15 protein-coding genes and 1 rRNA gene are annotated in these 18,423 nt (G+C 58.8%); 5 read left to right on the top strand and 11 right to left on the bottom strand.

Translation table 11 applies throughout. The features are described 5' to 3' along the window. Window positions 1–230 precede the first annotated feature (230 nt). Complete coding sequence (locus DXD39_RS09835; RefSeq protein WP_233502874.1) at window positions 231–1,241, top strand: LacI family DNA-binding transcriptional regulator; 1,011 nt, start codon at window positions 231–233, stop codon at window positions 1,239–1,241. A gap of 129 nt (window positions 1,242–1,370) precedes the next feature. Further along, on the top strand, window positions 1,371–2,351 hold the full coding sequence (locus DXD39_RS09830) for a DNA/RNA non-specific endonuclease (RefSeq protein ID WP_117803956.1): 981 nt from the start codon (window positions 1,371–1,373) through the stop codon (window positions 2,349–2,351). A gap of 129 nt (window positions 2,352–2,480) precedes the next feature. On the opposite strand, the gene DXD39_RS09825 is transcribed toward DXD39_RS09830, so the two are convergent. The 4 genes from DXD39_RS09825 to DXD39_RS09810 all read right to left on the bottom strand — a co-directional run bounded on the left by DXD39_RS09825 (window position 2,481) and on the right by DXD39_RS09810 (window position 7,334). Further along, complete coding sequence (locus DXD39_RS09825; RefSeq protein ID WP_117803955.1) at window positions 2,481–4,556, bottom strand: translation factor GTPase family protein; 2,076 nt, start codon at window positions 4,554–4,556, stop codon at window positions 2,481–2,483. Window positions 4,557–4,866: 310 nt separating this feature from the next. Beyond that, entirely contained in the window at window positions 4,867–5,616 is a 750-nt protein-coding gene (locus tag DXD39_RS09820; protein ID WP_199572188.1) for an amino acid ABC transporter ATP-binding protein, read from the bottom strand. A gap of 53 nt (window positions 5,617–5,669) precedes the next feature. Then, the gene (locus tag DXD39_RS09815; protein ID WP_233540548.1) at window positions 5,670–6,323 is read right to left on the bottom strand and encodes an amino acid ABC transporter permease; all 654 of its coding nucleotides are present in this window, start codon (window positions 6,321–6,323) and stop codon (window positions 5,670–5,672) included. A gap of 150 nt (window positions 6,324–6,473) precedes the next feature. After that, window positions 6,474–7,334, bottom strand: coding sequence for a transporter substrate-binding domain-containing protein (locus DXD39_RS09810; RefSeq protein WP_117803953.1), 861 nt, complete (start codon window positions 7,332–7,334; stop codon window positions 6,474–6,476). Window positions 7,335–7,673: 339 nt separating this feature from the next. Between DXD39_RS09810 and rlmD the strand changes: the two genes are divergently transcribed. After that, window positions 7,674–9,107: a 23S rRNA (uracil(1939)-C(5))-methyltransferase RlmD gene (rlmD, locus tag DXD39_RS09805; protein WP_117803952.1), complete on the top strand. Its 1,434-nt coding sequence runs from the start codon at window positions 7,674–7,676 to the stop codon at window positions 9,105–9,107. A gap of 77 nt (window positions 9,108–9,184) precedes the next feature. Here rlmD and DXD39_RS09800 read toward each other — a convergent pair whose 3' ends face one another. From DXD39_RS09800 to tilS, 5 genes are all read right to left on the bottom strand, one after another. Next, window positions 9,185–10,006: a PHP domain-containing protein gene (locus tag DXD39_RS09800; RefSeq protein ID WP_117803951.1), complete on the bottom strand. Its 822-nt coding sequence runs from the start codon at window positions 10,004–10,006 to the stop codon at window positions 9,185–9,187. Window positions 10,007–10,171: 165 nt separating this feature from the next. Next, window positions 10,172–11,356: a pyridoxal phosphate-dependent aminotransferase gene (locus tag DXD39_RS09795; protein WP_117803950.1), complete on the bottom strand. Its 1,185-nt coding sequence runs from the start codon at window positions 11,354–11,356 to the stop codon at window positions 10,172–10,174. A gap of 169 nt (window positions 11,357–11,525) precedes the next feature. Next, window positions 11,526–13,664 (bottom strand): ATP-dependent zinc metalloprotease FtsH, encoded by a 2,139-nt coding sequence (gene ftsH, locus DXD39_RS09790; RefSeq protein WP_117803949.1) that lies wholly within the window; start codon window positions 13,662–13,664, stop codon window positions 11,526–11,528. A 1-nt stretch (window position 13,665) separates the two neighbouring features. Further along, on the bottom strand, window positions 13,666–14,214 hold the full coding sequence (hpt, locus tag DXD39_RS09785) for a hypoxanthine phosphoribosyltransferase (protein ID WP_055251779.1): 549 nt from the start codon (window positions 14,212–14,214) through the stop codon (window positions 13,666–13,668). A 147-nt stretch (window positions 14,215–14,361) separates the two neighbouring features. Next, window positions 14,362–15,903, bottom strand: a complete 1,542-nt coding sequence (tilS, locus tag DXD39_RS09780; RefSeq protein ID WP_199572184.1) for a tRNA lysidine(34) synthetase TilS — start codon at window positions 15,901–15,903, stop codon at window positions 14,362–14,364. Between the two features lie 48 nt (window positions 15,904–15,951). Between tilS and DXD39_RS09775 the strand changes: the two genes are divergently transcribed. Beyond that, window positions 15,952–16,761, top strand: coding sequence for an MBL fold metallo-hydrolase (locus DXD39_RS09775; protein WP_199572182.1), 810 nt, complete (start codon window positions 15,952–15,954; stop codon window positions 16,759–16,761). An 82-nt stretch (window positions 16,762–16,843) separates the two neighbouring features. Here DXD39_RS09775 and DXD39_RS09770 read toward each other — a convergent pair whose 3' ends face one another. Continuing rightward, complete coding sequence (locus tag DXD39_RS09770; protein WP_035138719.1) at window positions 16,844–17,275, bottom strand: Hsp20/alpha crystallin family protein; 432 nt, start codon at window positions 17,273–17,275, stop codon at window positions 16,844–16,846. A 277-nt stretch (window positions 17,276–17,552) separates the two neighbouring features. Between DXD39_RS09770 and DXD39_RS10105 the strand changes: the two genes are divergently transcribed. Next, window positions 17,553–18,020 carry a hypothetical protein gene (locus DXD39_RS10105; protein ID WP_147347924.1) on the top strand — a complete coding sequence of 156 codons (468 nt, stop codon included), beginning with the start codon at window positions 17,553–17,555 and terminating at the stop codon, window positions 18,018–18,020. Between the two features lie 131 nt (window positions 18,021–18,151). Here the strand turns inward: DXD39_RS10105 and rrf are convergent. Continuing rightward, window positions 18,152–18,267, bottom strand: a 5S ribosomal RNA gene (gene rrf / locus DXD39_RS09765). Window positions 18,268–18,423 lie beyond the last annotated feature (156 nt).

Genomic DNA, 18,423 nt, shown 5'->3' with positions numbered 1-18,423 from the left:
TTAACTAAAAATGAATCCTGCGATTTTACCCTCGATTTCAAAAGTCAAGAAGTATTTGATTTTCTCGGTAGACGGCAGATGCGCATGCCGGTCACAAATTTCGACCCCACCCATATACCGCATTTGTTGCATACTCATATGAAAGGAAAAAGTCGCTCACCAAAGCGCATCCCTCACCAAGACTCAAAGTCATCATGTTGGAAAATGCTCATCTGTCGGAAGGAGTCGCTGTGGCAAAACAGCGCGTTACGATCGCAGACGTCGCTCGAGAGGCGGGAACCTCGACGGCAAGCGTCTCGTATTACCTCAACGACAAACGAGAAAAGCTTAGCGAGAAGACGCAGGCAAAGATTGCGCGCGTCATCAAGGAACTCGGATACGTTCCCAACGCCCAAGCGCAAACGCTCACCGGCAAGCAGACCCACGTCATCGCCATCATCATCTTGGATAACACCAACAAATGGGCGGGCCTCGTCCTCAACGGCATGGAGCAGGTCATGCTCCCCGCGGGCTACCAGACGGTCGTTTGTACGAGCAACTTTAACCCCGAGACCGAGCTCATGTATGTCGACAAAATGCTCTCACTGGGCGTCGATGGTTTTATCATCCAGCCCACGGCAAATTTCAAGGCAGTCCACGACCGCATCAAGCGCGCCGACAAGCCCGTCGTCTTTTTTGACGCGGCCATCTACAGCCCAGGCACCAGCTGGATCAAAACCAACCTCTACGACGGCGTGTACAATGCCACGCAGGCGCTTCTCGACGCCGGCTACGAAGACTTCTTTTCCATCGCCGCCAACATGACCGAAATGCGCACTCGCATGGAACGTTTTCAGGGATATGCCGAGGCATTGGCCGCGAATGGGCAGCTCTACAAAGCCATCCCCATCGATCACAACAAGCCGTCGATCAACGAGCTCACCGAATACTTTAAATACAAGTTCAACCCCGCCAAGCGCACGCTCATCTTCGTACAAAACCAATGGGCGCTTCCCCGTGTCTACAAGGCCCTCCAACCCATGGCCCATCTACTTCCGCAGCAAATAGGTCTTTTGGGACTCAACTGCGAAGACTGGACCAACCTCACCACGCCGACCGTCTCCACGATCATCGAGCCCGTCGACCAGGAAGGCAGGGAGGCGGCCGAGATGCTGCTCGCCTTGCTTGATGGCAGCAGCCAACCCGGCGAGCAGCGCATTCTCGAGTGCAAGCTCAACTGGCTCGACTCCACCTCGATCTAGCCATACGTCAAATATGAAGCAAATGAACCAGTAGCGTTTGTCCCAAATCTTAAGTATTTGTTCGACAGAACGGCCTCTGCCGGCTCCTGCTAGACTGGTAGATTCCCAACCGTCCATCCAGGAGCCTCAATGTCGCGCAAGTCCGCCTACAAGCAAGCACTTTCCATCGGCACCGCCGTGGTGCTGGGGTTTGCGCTGTTCACAGGGTCGCTCGACGGAGCGCCCAAGCTGTTATCACCGCAAAGCGATGAGCAGGCAGCGGCTCTGGCCGAGAAGCAAAACGAGAGTCCCAGCCGTACCGACGACGAAGCGGACTTGGTCGCCCGGCTCGAATCGGGAACAGCGAGCTCCGAGGACTCTCAAAATAGCCAAGACTCTGGCGATGGCCCCGATTCCGCCGCAAGCGACACCGATGACGCTTCCGCGGACAGCGTCGCCACCCCCATCGACGAGGTCGAAAACCCCGACCTCAACCGCGCCCGCGGTGTATATCTCAGCAGCATTCCCGACTACGCCGGCAACCCCTACGTTGCCCTCCGCGCCGACGGCACGCATCCGCTCGGCACGCCGTCATTCACACTCGATGAATACGATCGTGCCACCGAAGAGGGCTGCTTTAAGAAATTCTCCAAGCTCGACAGCCTGGGCCGCACTCGCAAGGCGCTCGCCTGCGTGGGCCCCGAATCGCTCGGTCAGGGCAAGCGCGGCGATATCTCGCGTATCCATCCTACCGGTTGGCACCAGCAGCGCTACGACTTTATTCCAGGCCAGAGCCTCTACAACCGCTGCCACCTCATCGCCTGGTCACTCTGCGGCGAAAACGCCAACCGCAAGAATCTCCTCACCGGCACGCGCTATCTCAACGAGACGGGCATGCTGCCGTTTGAAGAGCAGATCCTCGACTACGTCCGCGACACGGGCAACCACGTGCTCTATCGCGTCACGCCTATGTACAACGAGGAGGAGCTCGTCTGTCGTGGCATTCGTCTGGAAGCACAATCGATCGAAGACCACGGCAAAACCCTGTGCTTCCACGTGTACTGCTACAACCTGCAGCCGCACGTGCAGATCGACTACGCCACCGGCCGCAACCAGGCATCCGGAGACTAGTGCCGACCGCGCCGCCCGTAACCCAAAAAATGATCCGTTTTCCTCCGTCCCCAAGGGATCAAATAAGGCCGCCCCGGTTACCCAGGGCGGCCTTTTCGTCAGCACCTACATTGCAGACAAAGCCACACGCTACTTAGCGCGGCCCTCCTCATAGCGCTCGACCAGCTTGGCCTGCACGTCATAAGGCACCTGCTCATAGCCTGCGGGCTCCATGGTAAAGTCGCCCGTGCCGCGCGTAATAGAGCGCAGACGCGTCGAGTAATCCGTCAGCTCGGCCAGCGGGGCCTGGGCAATGACCACGGTATCGCCGCGCTCGTCGGTCTCCATACCCGTCACGCGACCGCGCGAGGCCGAGATGTCGCCCATCACGGCGCCGGCATAGCTCTCGGGGATAGTCACCGTAATTTCCTCGATGGGCTCCAGCACCACCGGGTCGGCATCGGCACACGCCTTGCGCAGGCCGATGCGAGCCGCCGCGCGGAACGCCATCTCGTTGGAGTCGACGCTGTGATACGAGCCGTCGTACACAGCCACGCGAATGCCCGTGAGCGGGTAGCCAGCGATGATGCCGTCCTTCATGGTCTCCTGGACACCCTTGTCCACGGCGGGGATGAGCGAGCGCGGGATGCGGCCGCCCACGACCTCGTCAACAAACTCATAGCCGTCGCTCGTGCCGTCGGGCCCAATGAGCGGCTCCACGCGCAGCCAGCAGTCGCCGTACTGACCGGCGCCGCCGGTCTGCTTCTTGTGGCGACCCTGGGCGCTTGCCGTGCGGCGGATGGTCTCGCGATACGGAATGCGGATCGGCACGCTCTTTGCCACAACCTTGGTACGGTCCTCCAAACGGTTGAGCAGCACCGAAACCTGCGCCTCGCCCACCGCCGAGATGATGGTCTGCCCGGTCTCCTCGTCGCGGTCGATACTCATGGTCGGATCGGCCTTGCAGGCCTTCTCGATAAACGTGTAGAGCTTCTCTTCGTCGCCGCGATTCTCGGCCTCGATGGCAATACGGTACTGCGAGTTGGGGAACTTAAACGCCGCAGCCTCGACCTTACCGGTAATCGAGAGCGTGTCGCCCGTATCGGCAGCCAGTTTGGGCGCCACGATGATATCGCCGGCATAGGCGTGGCCGACCTCAGTCATGTCACGACCGCACATCACATACAGGTGAGCCAGACGCTCGCCCTTGCGCGTGCGCGCATTGATCAGCTCAAGGCCCGGCTCAAGCGTGCCCGTCAGCACCTTGATAAAGCTGATGCGACCCTGTTGCGGATCGGCCAGGGTCTTAAACACAAATGCCACCGGACGGTCATCGTCACTCGAGATCTTGAGCGAGTCGCCGTCGATGAGCGGCATCTCGCCGTAGTCGGTCGGCGCCGGGAAGTACGTGGCGATGTCGTCCATCAGCGAGTTGACGCCCTGCTCCTTAATGCAATCGCCCGCAAAGACCGGCACAAAAATGCGCTCGGCAATCGCCTTCGACAGCAGGCCCTCGAGCTCTTCCTGCGTCAGTGTCTCCTCGCCTTCCAGGTATTTCATCATCAGTTCGTCGTCGGCCTCGGCCACCAACTCGCACAGATGGTCATGGGCCTCCTCGGCCTGGGCACGATACTCCTCGGGGATCTCCGACTCAACGGCTTCAGCGCCGTTGCAATGGCGCGCCTTCATGCGCACCAGGTCGATAATGCCGTCAAAGTCCTCGCCCTCGCCCCAGGGAAGGGTCACGGCGCCCAGACGCGTACCAAAGCGCTCCTGCAGCAGGTCCATCGTGGTCGCAAAGCTGGCCTCGGAACGCGACAGACGGTTTACGAACACCGCGCGCGCCAGGCGCAGGTCCTCGGCGGCATACCAGAGCTTAACCGTCGTAGGCTGCGGGCCGGCCTCGGCGTCGACAACAAACAGAGCCGTCTCGCAGACGCTCATCGCGGCATAGGCGTCGCCGATAAAATCGGGATAGCACGGGGCATCGAGCACGTTGATGCGGGCGCCCTTCCAGTCGATCGGCGCGATGGTCGTCGAGATGGAGAATGAACGCTTGACCTCTTCAGGGTCATAGTCGAGCGTGGGCTTGGTGCCGTCGTGGCCGCCCAGGCGGGCGGTCTTGCCGGAAAGGTGGAGCATGGCCTCGGCGAGTGAAGTCTTGCCCACCCCGCCTTGGCCTACGAGCACCACGTTCCTTACGTTACCGGTCTTGGGAGCACCCATGATGACCTCCTTGCAGGGCCGCGCGCAATGCGCGACGCCAACGGGGAGGGTTCGCGGTCGGTGCCGTCCCGGGAGCAGCATGGTCGGCAGCCGAGCCGACTCACCCTCCAAATGTCCTATGCCACCACCCTACCCTCACGGGCGGCTGTCCATGCATACCTTTCGGCGCACGTATGAATACAGGCGGCGAGAGGAAGAGACAAGCATGTGAGGCGTTTATTGAACCCCGTCGATGCAAACAAAAAGCCGCCACAGACCGTAAGACCTGCGGCGGCTTCGCCTCAATTAATGGTTGAGTAAATACCTGAGCCTATCCCTCGATACGGCTCAAGAACTCACGGGTGCGCTGCTCGCGTGGATGGTCGATGACCTGCTCGGCAGAACCCTCTTCGACAATGCGGCCGCCGTCCATAAAGACCACGCGGTCGGCAACGTCGCGGGCAAACTGCATCGCGTGTGTCACGATCACCATCGTCATATTCTGCGCAGCGAGGTCCTTAATGACGCGCAGCACCTCGGCCGTTAGCTCGGGATCGAGCGCCGAGGTCGGCTCGTCAAAGAACAAGATTTCCGGGTCGAGTGCCAAGGCGCGGGCAATACTCACGCGCTGCTGCTGACCGCCCGAAAGCTCGCAGGGCACCTTGTTCTCGTTACCCGTAAGTCCCATCTGTGCAATAAGCTCGTGTGCGCGGGCCTCCACCTGCTCACGCGGGCGCTTAAGCACGCGGATCGGTGCATCGGTGATGTTTTTCATCACGGTATAGTGTGGGAACAGATTGTAGTTCTGAAACACCAGACCAAACCGCGAGCGCGCCTGTTTAGGTACATCGCCCTTTGCGTACACCGCGCCCGAACCCGCATCCGTCGCGACGGCAAGGTCGCCAAACGAGAGCGAGCCACCATCGAGCGTCTCGAGCAGCGTGGCACAGCGCAGAAGCGTGGACTTACCGCCGCCCGAAGGCCCGATAATCGCCACGACCTCGCCACGCTTTACCTCGAGCGAGATATCCTTGAGCACCTCATTGCCGCCAAACGCCTTGCGTGCGTTCGCTATATTCATTACCGTTCCGGACACGGGAACCTCCATGTGTTTGAAAAGCACGACGGAACAGGCTAGTCGTGGTAGTAGTCAAGTCGCTTTTCGGCAGCGCCCAGCAGCATCTCGACGACGAAGTTAAAGACCCAGTAAATCAGCGCCGCAATTGCAAACGGCACCATGCTCACCTGCGAGGCGACCAGCGCCTTGGCCGTCGAGAACATCTCGCCCACGCCAATGGCAAATGCCAGCGACGTATCCTTGACCAGCGTGATAATCTCGTTGCCCATCGCCGGCAAAATGCGCTTGGCGACCTGCGGCATCACGATATACAGAAACGTCTGCATGCGCGAGTAGCCCAGCACCTCGGCAGCCTCGTATTGACCGCGCGGAATGGACTGCAGGCCCGAGCGATAGATCTCGGCAAAGTAGCCGGCATAGTTGATGATGAACGCCACGACGCACGCCGTCCACTTGGAATCGGGCGTGAGCGAAATGCCAAACACGTAGTACGGGGCAAAGTAGATGGCAAACATCTGCAACATGAGCGGCGTACCGCGCATCACCGAAATGTAGATGCGCGCAATCCAGCGGAGCGGCGCAATTTTGCTCATGCGCATAAACGCCACGGGGATTCCCAGCGGAATCGACCCCAGCAGCGTCAGCACAAACAGCTGCAAACTGACCAAGAATCCCTGGCCAAGCATCTGCATCATGACCTGAATAGACAACCCAAGCTCTCTTTCACAGTAACGGAACAGCGAACCCAATGCTAAAGCGGGTTTTTCAGGTGCCCGAGTTTGCCGTGAAAGAGGAGTGCCGCGTACTAAATGTACGCAAGCGACGGTTTGAACGGCAAAATCGGGTGCCTGGGAAAGCCGCTATTTGAGAACCCAGTTGTCGAAGGATAGACCATAGCTTGCGTACTTATCGCACAGGTCCTTGACCGTGCCGTCCTCATAGAGCGCCTTGAGCGACTCGGTCACGGCATCGGCGGACTTGGTGTCGCCCTTCTTAAAGCCAACGGCGTAGTGCTCGCTGGACAACGGCTTGTCGAGCTGCGTATAGGCATCGGGCTTGGCGGCAAGCTGATACTGAGCGATCGAGAGGTCACAGGCAACGGCATCGACTGCACCACTCTCGAGCTGCATAAACGCCGTGTTGTACTCACCGATGGTATCGAGCGTGGCAAACGTCGCGGCCAGATCCTTCTGGTCGCCCTCGAGCACGTCCTGTGCGGCGGAATCAGTCTGGGTAATCACGGTCTTGCCGGCAAGATCGTCCCAGCTCTTGATACCCGCGTCCTTCTTGACCACGAGCACCTGCTCGTTGAGCATGTAAGACTCGGAGAACGTGTAGTCGTCCTCGCGGCCCTCCATGGTAAAGCCGTTCCAGATGCAGTTGATGGCACCCGAGTTGAGCAGCGTGTCCTTGGCATCCCAGTCGATAGCCTCGTATTTGACCTCCCAGCCTTGCTTATCGGCAACGGCCTTGGCAAGGTCGAGGTCAAAGCCGGTGTACTCGCCATCGTCGCCCACAAAGCCATACGGAGGATAGGACTTGTCAAAGCCCACGACGAGCTTCTTGGACTCCGCAGCGCCCTTCACATCCTTGCCCGCGGCAGAGCCAGCAGCGGAGCCCTTGCCGGCACCACCGCCGCAGCCGACGAGACCAAGGCCAAGCACCGTGGCAAGCGAGCCGGCTAGACCAACAAACTGACGACGAGACATATCGGTATTCATGGTATTCCCCCTTGATGGCACTTTAGTTAAGTAAAGTGAATCATGTAACGTTCAGCATCATACACTTTACCTTGATAGAGTACAAGGGAGGATTTGCCCGCCGGGTGCCGGGGCAGGGGTTAAGTTTGCTGCTCTACAGTCCTGCTCACGACGGAGAGCACATTAAGTGCTCTCCTGTTCGTGCGGAACTCGCGACAAACTTAACCCCAGCCCCGGCACCCGGCGGGCAAACGTCGTTGGGCTTATCACTAACATGAAATGGGTGCTTGCATATCGTCCGCTAGCTTGGCACGGTACAATGCTTTCAGATTTCAATTTGTAAATTAGTGGGGTTAATTCATGGCAGAATCTCGTGCGGAGCGTAGGGCTCGTCGTGCTTTGATCGAAGCGACTGAAGGGTCGGAGGAGAAAAAATCTTCTAAGAAATCCAAGTCGTCTCAGGATGCGAAGGGTAAGGCTAAGGCCAAGCGTCCCGGCTCTCGTCGGAGCGAGGACAAGGCATCTCAGACTCGCACCAAGCGCCCACATAAAGATTCGGTTTCGCCTGCGCGAAAGGCCGTGGATCCCAAGTCGCCTTGTTCCATCATGCGGGCTTGTGGTGGATGCACGGCGATCAATCGTCCTTATAAGAAGCAGCTGGCGGCCAAGCAGGCTGCTATGGAAGAGCTGTTTGCCGAGCTCTGCGAGCGCGAGGGTATTGCTGTCGATCCCATTCGTGGTATGGGTGTCACCTTGGGCGACCCGGGTAAATATCCTGCGCCGCGTGGCTTTCGTCATAAGGCTGCCACTCCCTTTGCTCCCGGCAAGGAGGGCGCTGTCCGTTGCGGTTTCTTTGAGCGCGGCACGCACAAGATCGTTGCCGTACCCGAGTGTCCTGTCGAGGCGCCAGGTGCCCGTCAGATTCTCAACGGCATCGCGCGCGAAGCTGAGCGGCTGCATATTCCCGCCTTTAATGAGGACAAGCATCTTGGTTTGCTTCGCTATGCCGTCGTCCGCTGCGGTTGGCGTACCGACCAGGTCATGGTTACGCTCGTGACCGCCCAGCGTGACTTACCGCATGCACAGGAGTTCTTTGAGACCGTCGCGGCACTCGATCCGCATATCGTCACCGTTGCCCAAAATATCAATGGCCGTCCCGGTAACGCCATCTTGGGTGAGGAGACTCGTATCGTCTATGGCGCCGAGTGCATGCGCGACCAGCTGCTCGGCTGCGAGTTCGACATCTCCCCCACCGCGTTCTACCAGACCAACCCGCAGCAGACCGAACTGCTCTACCGGCTCGCCATCGAAGGCATGGACCTGCGCCAGGGCGATGTGCTTATGGATGCCTACTGCGGCAGCGGCACCATCGGTCTGTGCGCCGCGAAGGATGCTCAGGACAGGGGCGTCGGCATTATGCTGCTCGGCGTGGAGCGCAACCCGGCGGGCATTGCCGACGCACGTCGCAATGCCGAGCTCAACGGCCTCACCCGCAGCGCTTGGTTTATGGCCGACGACGCCACCGATTACATCCTGGACGCCGCCGATAACAACGAGCGCGTTGACGTTCTCTCCATCGACCCGCCACGCGCCGGCTCCACACCAGAGTTTCTCGAAGCCGCTTGCGCACTCAAGCCGCGCCGCATCACCTATATCAGCTGCAACCCCGTGACCCAAGAGCGCGACCTACACCAGCTCCTCGACGGAGGTTATCGCCTGCTCAAGATCACGCCGGTCGACATGTTCCCTCACACCGACCACACCGAGACCGTCGCGGTCCTCGAGCGCCGCTAACCAACACCGGTAGATTTTTGGGACAAGAAGGGGACGGCCCGTCTGGACCGCCCCCTCTCGTTGGGCAGATGAGCCCGTTACATGCTCTTGCGCAGGTCACACACGCCGGCTGCCGCCATCTCGCGCAGCAGCGTCTCGCGATCGCGCGTCACGATCAGGTCCAGCGGGAAGTGAATCTCATCGAGCATCTTGCGCGCCTGGTCGAGCTTGCCAATTGCCATACCAATGTGCGCGTCGGTCGAGACGCCAATCCCCACGCCCAGTTCGGCGCAGCGCTCGGCAATCTTGCGGCAAGCGCCCCAATGCTCGGCATCGGTACCATGCTCAAGACTATGGTTGTTAATCTCGATAATCTTGTGTTTGGCCTTTGCCGCCAACAACACCTCATCGATATCAAAGGAAACACCCGAGCGACCCGTGTGACCCAGCATAAACACTTTGGGGTGCTCCAGAGCATTGATATACATCTCGGTCGTCTGGGCGAGCGTCGCGCCTTCAGCGAGCTGCGGATTATGCACACTCGCAACCAAATAATCCAAATTGCGCGTAACCAAATCGAACAGCGAATGCTCACGACTATACGAATCGCCGGCGATATCGAGCGAAACGGGAATGTCCTCGCCAAACAAGCTGCCGTCCAGCGAAACGATATCGGCCTCGGCGCCGCGAAGCACCAGTACGCCGCTCCAAATGCGCGGCCAGATATCCTGGTTAATAAAGAACTGGTAACTGCGCAGGTCATTGGGGCAAGGTGAAACCATAGAGCTCAGATGGTCGGCAGATCCGAGCACCTGCAGGCCACGCTCTGCCGCCCAGTACACATTCTCCTCAATGGTCGAATATGCATGCGCAGAGAACATCGTATGAGTATGGATATCACAGGAAAGCAGGTAGGGCATCGGATCTCCTTATCCGGCATGGCCGTCGCGTATATTCATTGTACGCATAGCCTCCGATAGTCGTAAAACCGCTCCATCCCAACGACACAACGTACATGACAACGGGGTTCGGTTTAACACCAAACCCCGTTTCACGTAAAACATTACAGGCAGAGCGCTTTGCTTTTAACGATACTCGTCTGCCAGCTGCTTCCAGGCAGGTAGCGAATTGATAATCGTCTCGTAACTCACACAATAGCCAAGGCGGAACCAGCCCGGCATACCAAAGCTGTCCGAGGGAACCGCGAGCAGCTCGTACTTCTTCGCGCGCTCGCAAAATGCATTTGCATCGGGCTCGAGCGCCTTCACCCACAGGTAGAAAGCACCGTCCGGCTCAACATAGGTGTAGCCGTACTCCGCCAATGCATCGGTGAGCGCCGTGCGGTTCCGTGCATAGGCCTCGACATCGCTCGGTTCATCGATGCAATCGATAATCACGCGCTGGAAGAGCGCCGGAGCGCACACGAAGCCCAGCGTACGGGCGGCACCGGCAACGGCGGGCATTAGACGAGCTGCCTGAGGATTCGTATTGGGAACCAGGATCCACCCGACGCGCTCGCCCGGTAGCGAAAGCGACTTGGAATACGAGTAACACACGATGGTGTGCTCGTAGATCGAAGGCACCCAAGGCACCTCGGCGCCATAGACAATCTCGCGATACGGCTCATCCGAGATAAGCATGATCGGATTCTCGGGATCGCGCTTGGCGTTGACCTCGCGTAAAACATTGGCCAGTCGCGTCAGGGTATCGCGCGTATACACGGCGCCCGTCGGGTTATTCGGTGAGTCGATAATGACGGCAGCTGTCTTGTCGGTAATCGCCTTGAGCACGTTATCCACGCTCAGCTGGAACGTATCTTCATCGGCGAGCGCCTCGACACACGTACAGCCGGCCTTCTCAATCCACACGCGATACTCCGGGAAGTACGGGGCGATAACAATGACCTCGCCACCCGGGTTCGTAACGGCATTGAGCGTGCAGGTGAGCGAAGCCGCCGCGCCCACGGTCATAAAGACATCTTTGCCCTCATAGCTCGTACCGAATCGACGGTTAAGCGACTCAGCCACGGCGGCTCGACATTGCGGCAGGCCCGGAGCGGGCGTATAACCGTGCAGCTGGTCACTCGGCAGTTCAAGCGCCTTTTTGATGGACTCCGCGACGGCAGCGGGAGCAGGAACGCTCGGGTTGCCCAGCGAAAAATCGAACACGTTTTCCGCGCCGATTTGCGCCTTGCGCTCAAGGCCATAGCTAAAAATCTCACGGATGATGGAGCTTTCCGCACCGCGAGCATACATAGTTTCGTTGATCATCTGTTCCCCTTTCGCATAGGCGCTATTGTACGCTTTAGTCGGGCAAAGCGCCGCAGCAATGTTGATTGGGGACAGACTTAAATGCGTGAAAACGCTCATTTAAGTCTGTCCCCAATCAATGAAGAAAAAGCCTCCGCAGGTTTCCCCGCAGAGGCTTTCGCCACAAAGACTATTTGTCGTCGTCGGTGTCGGCACCGGCATTGACGGCATCGCCATCGCCAGCATCATCGGATGCGGCTTCGGCATCCTCCTGCATGGCCGCCTGCGCAAAAGCCGCGGCATCGGCCGCCAGCTCCTCCTCGCTCATGCGAGGCGTGCGCTTCTTGGTCGGCATGCCGGCCGCCTTGGCATTGCGCTCCTCCTTGGCAGCCAGGATATCGCCCTCGCGCTCAAGGTAGGCGTCCCACTCGTTGTCGAGCAGGGCGTTCACGGCGTCGCCCTCGACGGTCTCGCGCTCAAGCAGCACCTTCGCCATCAGATCGAGCTGATCGCAGCGGGCATCCAGGATCTCGACCGCACGGCGATGGGCCTCGCGCATAATGCGCTGAACCTCGATATCGATGCGGCGCGCCGTCTCCTCGGAGTAATCCTGGTGATCGGCGTAATCGCGGCCCAGGAATACTTGATGCTGCGCCTCACCAAACACCTGCGTTCCAAGCTCCTCGCTCATGCCCAGGCGCGTGACCATCTCGCGCGCCATCTTGGTCGCGCGCTCCAGATCGTTGCTCGCGCCCGACGTGATGTCGTCGCACATGAGTTCCTCGGCAACGCGACCGCCCAAGAACACGGCGAGCTCGTCGAGCATCTCGTTCTTGGTCTTAAGGAAGTGATCCTCCTGCGGAAGCTGCAGCGTGTAGCCCAGAGCCTGGCCGCGGCTGACAATCGAAATCTTATGAACCGGATCGGAATGCTCCAGGATGTGGCCCACCAGGGCGTGACCGCTCTCGTGGTAGGCAATCGTGGTGCGCTCGGCTTCGGTCATCACACGACCCTTGCGCTGCGGACCGGCAATCACGCGCTCCATCGACTCCTCGACCTCGTCCATCGAGATCACGGAACGATGGCGGCGGGCAGCCAGCAGCGCAGACTCGTTGAGCAGATTTGCCAGATCGGCGCCGGTGAAGCCAACGGTCATCTGGGCGAGCTTCTCAAACTTCACGTCCTCGTCCATCGGCTTGTTCTCGGCATGCACGCGCAAGATCTGCTCGCGGCCCTTCACATCCGGACGGTCGACCGTAACCTGACGGTCAAAACGACCGGGACGCAGCAATGCCGGATCCAGGATATCAGGACGGTTGGTCGCGGCGATCAGGATGACCGACTCGCTTTCCTCAAAACCGTCCATCTCGACCAGCAGCTGGTTGAGCGTCTGCTCGCGCTCGTCGTGACCGCCGCCCAGACCGGCTCCGCGCTGACGTCCCACGGCATCGATCTCGTCGATAAAGATGATCGACGGGGCCTGGGACTTGGCCTCCTTAAAGAGGTCACGCACGCGGCTGGCGCCGACACCCACGAACATCTCGACAAAGTCGGAACCCGAGATGCTAAAGAACGGCACGCCCGCCTCGCCGGCAACGGCCTTGGCCAGCAGCGTTTTACCGGTGCCCGGAGGGCCCACCAGCAACACGCCACGCGGGATCTTGGCGCCCAGCTTGCGATAGCGATCCGGATCGCTCAAAAAGTCACGGATCTCCTCGAGCTCCTCGACCGCCTCGTCCACGCCGGCAACGTCCTCGAACTTAACCTTGGGGCGCGTGGCCTCGTTGGTCTTGGCGTTGGTCTTGCCAAACTGCATGTTCCTGTTGTTGGCACCCATCATCTGGCGCATAAAGTAGAACATGATGGCAATCAGGGCAATCGTCGGTAGCACGCTCATCGCCAGGTCGCCCCAAAAATCGGGATCGTTGGTGTTGACGATGTACTTGGTATCGGGGTGCTCCGCCATAAGCTCGGCAAGCGAATCGGAGCCGACATAGGTCGAGGAGAAGCTTTTGAGCTCGCTCGTATCGCCCTTGTCCTTTTTTGTCTTCCAGTAATGACCCGCCACGCTTCCGTCTTGAACCGTATAGGTCAAATCTTCGACGCGATCCTGCTTAATGGCGTTGACCATCTCGCTCGTCGCGAGCTTTACGGTATTGCTGGAATTGGCAAAGCCGGAGCCCATGTTAAAGAAGGCATAGCCCAGAAGCGCGCAAGCCAAAATAAAATACAGCCAGCCCGTACGCGTGGGCTTCTTGCCTCCGGGCATCCCCGGGATCTTAGGTTCCCGGGGAGTCTGGGAATTGTTATCGTTACGGTCGTCGGGCATCTTACGAATAAACCTCCGGTTTCAAAATGCCCAGATACGGAAGGTTGCGATAGCGCTCGGCATAGTCGAGGCCGTAGCCCACCACAAAGGCATCGGGGCAATGGGTTCCAACATACTTGGGCGTGACGGCCGAGGTACGGTCCTCAACGTCCTTCCACAGGAAGGCGGCAACCTCCAGAGAAGCGGGCTTGCGGCTCTCGAGGTTCTTCATCAGGTACTTGAGCGTCAGGCCCGAGTCCAGAATGTCCTCGACGATCAGCACGTCGCGACCGCGGATGTCGATATCCAGGTCCTTAATGATACGCACGATACCCGAGGACTTCACACCGTCGCCATAGCTCGAAACAGCCATGAAATCGATGTTGGTCGGCAGCTCGATCTTGCGCATCAGGTCGCCCATAAAGACCACGGCGCCGCGCAGGACCGCAATCAGCACCAGATCCTTACCCGCGTAGTCGCGAGTAATCTGCTCGCCTAGGCGAGAGACGATACCGTCGATATCCTCCTGCGTAAACAGAACCTTCTCGATATCCGGATGTTGAGAAGCCATGACAACCCTTTCTTGTGCTTATCGCCCACACACCGCCGTATGGACGCGAACTTCACATTCTAGCAGCGCACGGGGTATATTTTCCAGCCCGTACGCCATCAGCGCGGGAATACCGTCAACGTCGCACAGAATAGCTGGCGTGGGACGCTACTCCGCATCGACCACACGAAGCAGATATGCCACGCGCGTTGCGGCCGTGCATTTAAAACGCTCGTCCGTGCGAACGCCTGCGACCCATACCACGGCACCTCCCGGAGCCGTTCTCACCACAGGAACGCCTGCGCGCTCAGAAACGGGAATACGAGCCTCGTTGAGCAGGTCGGATACCTTCTTACTTCGCCCACTCATGCCCAACGGACACATCACATCCCCCGGCGCGGGACCGTCTACCCACAGACGCGCCAAACGCGCCTCGGCGGGAATCTCCCCGCACGAGCCGGCGAGCATCCGTTCGCTATCGCGATCGGCAAAGCCCAGCGTCGCAGCATCCACCATCGCGGCCGCCCCTCCGGCACCCGCGAGTTCGCGGGCACGGCGCACAATATCACACCCCGGCTCGACGGCCATCGGCTCTGCCACCAGAACGCGGCCCGCCCCCAGCGGCAATCGACCGGGAATGGTGACCCAATCGGCAACTAACCCCTCGCGCGCCGCCGGAGCCTTGAATGACAGCATGCCAAACTCCACGCGCGCATCGATTCCCGCCGGCAGCGTGACCGAACCCGAGCCTTCGGCGACACAGGCGAGCACGCGCTCCACATGCCGCATCTCCGGGCGAGCGTCGGGGTCGATACGCTTAATTGCCAGTCGCACCATGCGCCGAGCAATCACCACCTCGGCCGCGGCCAGTCGGCGAGCGTCAAGAACCAGTGCACCCGCCGCCTCCTTACGCAGGCAGCTTCGAAACGCCTGTGCGGAAAGCTGGGAAAGAAAGGCGTCCTCATCGCCCAAGATCTCGCAGGCGGCGCCAATCGTCTTACAGACACTCGCGTTGCGCTGCGCCACCACCGGCATCACTCGATGGCGCACATAGTTACGCAAGTACGACACGTCCTCGTTGCTCTCGTCCTCTCGCCACGGCTGACCATGCACCTGCAAATAGCCCACGAGCTCATCATGAGTCAGGTCGAGCAGGGGACGCACCACGATATTCCTCCGGCGAGGAATGCTCGATAGGCCAGCGGGCCCCGAACCCTTAATCGCGTTCATCAAAAACGTTTCAGCGCGATCCGAAGACGTGTGCGCAGTGCAGATACGAGCCGCCGTTCGCGGTGCCCCCGTCTGGGCGCAGAGCTCGCGAACATACCTCCGCGCCGCGGCATAGCGCACCTCGCGGGCAGCCGCCTCGATATTGCCCGATTCATCATCAAAATAGGCATGCTCAACACACAGCGGCAAGCCATATTGTGCGCATAGGCCGCGCACAAAGGCCTCGTCGCCATCGGATGCCTCGCCGCGCAGATGATGGTTCACATGCAGCACGTACAGTCGCTCGCGCGCGATGGGGGCCACACCACGCCCATCCAGAATATCCAACTTTGATGTGCATGCCATAAGGAGCAATGCCGTCGAGTCCGCACCACCTGATACCATGAGCACCACGGGGGCAGCCGTCTGCCGCGTTGCCAGGGCCCTATCATCAGCCCACGATGCAGCATGGTGTCCATAATGCTGAGATACCGTTGGCATTTGCTTCCTCCTCTATTCGTTCGCACCCATTGTATCCTTTGGAATATTATGTCTCTTCTGCACCTTCATATCCTTGGCAGCGGCTCAAAAGGCAACTGCGCGCTCATCGAAGGCCCCCGAGGGCTCATCATGATTGACGACGGTCTTTCTCGCCGCGAGACATTAAAGCGCATGGCAGAACTGGGGCTCTCGGCAGTCAACGTCTCGGCTCTTCTCATCACTCATGAGCACAGCGACCACATCAAAGGTCTCGATGTCTGGTGCAAGCACTGGCACGGCCCCCTCTATGCCAGCAGGGGCACACTTTCGAGCAAAGAAAATCTTTCGTATCTGTCTGTCGAGGAGTTCGATCCCGGTGACACCCTATCCATTGCCGGCATCCACGTGCAAACCTACTCAACATCACACGATGTCATCAATCCAGTCGGCTATCGATTCGACACCCTCGATGATTCTATCGGCTTTGCCACCGACACCGGAGAGCTATCGAGCCAAGCCATGAACACCCTCAAAGATTGTCGAGTCCTCGCGCTCGAAAGCAACCACGATGTGACCATGCTGCGCGAGGGAGAATATCCCCGCTTTCTTCAGGAGCGCATCCTGTCTGCAAGGGGGCACCTCTCCAACGACCAAGCCGCCGAAGCCGCGCGCGAACTCGTTACCGATCGCACCGAACAGCTCATTGCCATGCATATCAGCCAAGATAACAATCGCCCGAGCCTTACCGTCAAAAGCTATGCCAAAGCTCTAGCCGCAACCTTGGATGACGAGGTTGACAGCTCCGCCACCCTTCTCCAAGGATCGCGAAAACTCTCGATACGCCCCGCAAGCCAGCATCGGCCAGCAACCATTCAATAGACTGTTCTAGACAGCAAAAGGGGCCGGGAATCGCTTCCCAGTCCCTTTTGTTGTCTTTTAATAGCGAAGAACACCAACGAAGTTAGTCGATGGAAATCTTCGTAACGTTCTTCTTCTCGACGATCTTGGGAACCGTAACGGTAAGGATGCCGTCAGCGTACTTAGCCGAGAGGCCCTCGCTCGAAGCGTCCTTTAGATACACGCCACGCGTTGCGCTGTACGAACTGAACTCCTTCTGCAGGAAGTTCTTGCCCTCGTTCTCCTCGTCTTCCTCGACATTCACGCTAATGGACAGGCGGCCCTCGTTAAGCTCGACATCGATATCGTCCTTGGCAACGCCGGTCAGATAAGCCTTGACCTCATAGCCATCGCCCTTATCCTCAACGTCAACGGGGAACGCCTTTGAGGCAATCGAGCTGTTCGCTAGGTCACTCATATCATCAAACAGATCGAACAGCGAGCTAGCAGAGGGACGAACGCCAAAAACCGAACGATAAGGAACCATGCTTGCCATGTTTACCACTCCTTTATAGGACTGCCGAGTCATCTTCTAGGTGACTGGGACTTCTTTTGACGCTCTTATATATGCCCACCCGGTGCTCATATATACACCGACTATAAAGTTTTTTGAGTCAGGCACCATAAGCATATCTAAGTGTATATGACTCAGGTTTTTGGAAGGTTAAGGTTCTTTGAACCAGAGCTTAAATAACGAGTATGTCCACAGCTACAAATAGCAAGGGGCTTACAATGAGCGCGTACACGTTGTTGGTAACGAGCTAAAGGGCATCATGGACGACCAAAACCAAAACAATATGTTTATGCCGACACAGGGGGAAGATACTTCCACGCAGCCGCCACGGTTCCATCGCCCTCACATCTCGCAAGAGCCCATTAATGATCCAGAGCCCGAGTATGTGACGAGAAATCGATATCAAACGCTCGAGGATACCCAAACGGGACGTAAGCATATGGGCGTCGCATCGGGCGATCCCGTATATCTGAAAGATGCACCGTTATCAAAAAACAGCGCAATCAATGACGACCCGACGGAAACGCGCATAACTCGGCAGCAAAGAGGTCCTCGACCCAAGCAAACCTTAACGCATTCGGCTCGTTATCTCGAAACGCCAAAACAAGGGAAAACGATCTTCGTTTCATCAAGTAAACGACGCAAACAGCATCGACTCCAATTCCTGCTTTTGATCATTGTGGTCATAGCGGTTGCCCTTGTGATTCGATGTATTGTCTTTAAATAAAAGCTCATCACCCGTAAGTCCAACCGGGTTACAGGTGAAATGAGACTATATTTTGAAGTGTTAACGCAAAAAGGGGGAGGCCGCGAGGCCTCCCCCCTTCTAAGTTCGATGACGGCTCGGTGCCGTCCACCGGTCAGCGGCGCCCTGGCCTCCCACGGGCTGGCCCCGCAGTACTCTCGGCGCGATGGGGCTTAGCTTCCGGGTTCGGAACGGGACCGGGCGTGCCCCCCATGCTCTGGCCGCTGACCGGTGGGCGGCGCCCACCGTTACGGTGTCCTGGGTCTCATCTACGTGCCCTGGGGGCCGCATGGCGCATAGGAGGAGTCGACTCGGGGGCATCCTCGTGCCCGGACCGCGCATGAGCGCTGGGTCCCGCGGGCCGCGAGGTGCGGTTCCGGAAGAG

It is taken from the genome of Collinsella sp. TM04-29 (assembly GCF_003466565.1).
GTDB lineage: Bacteria > Actinomycetota > Coriobacteriia > Coriobacteriales > Coriobacteriaceae > Collinsella.
This window is presented reverse-complemented; position numbering and strand designations above follow the sequence as displayed.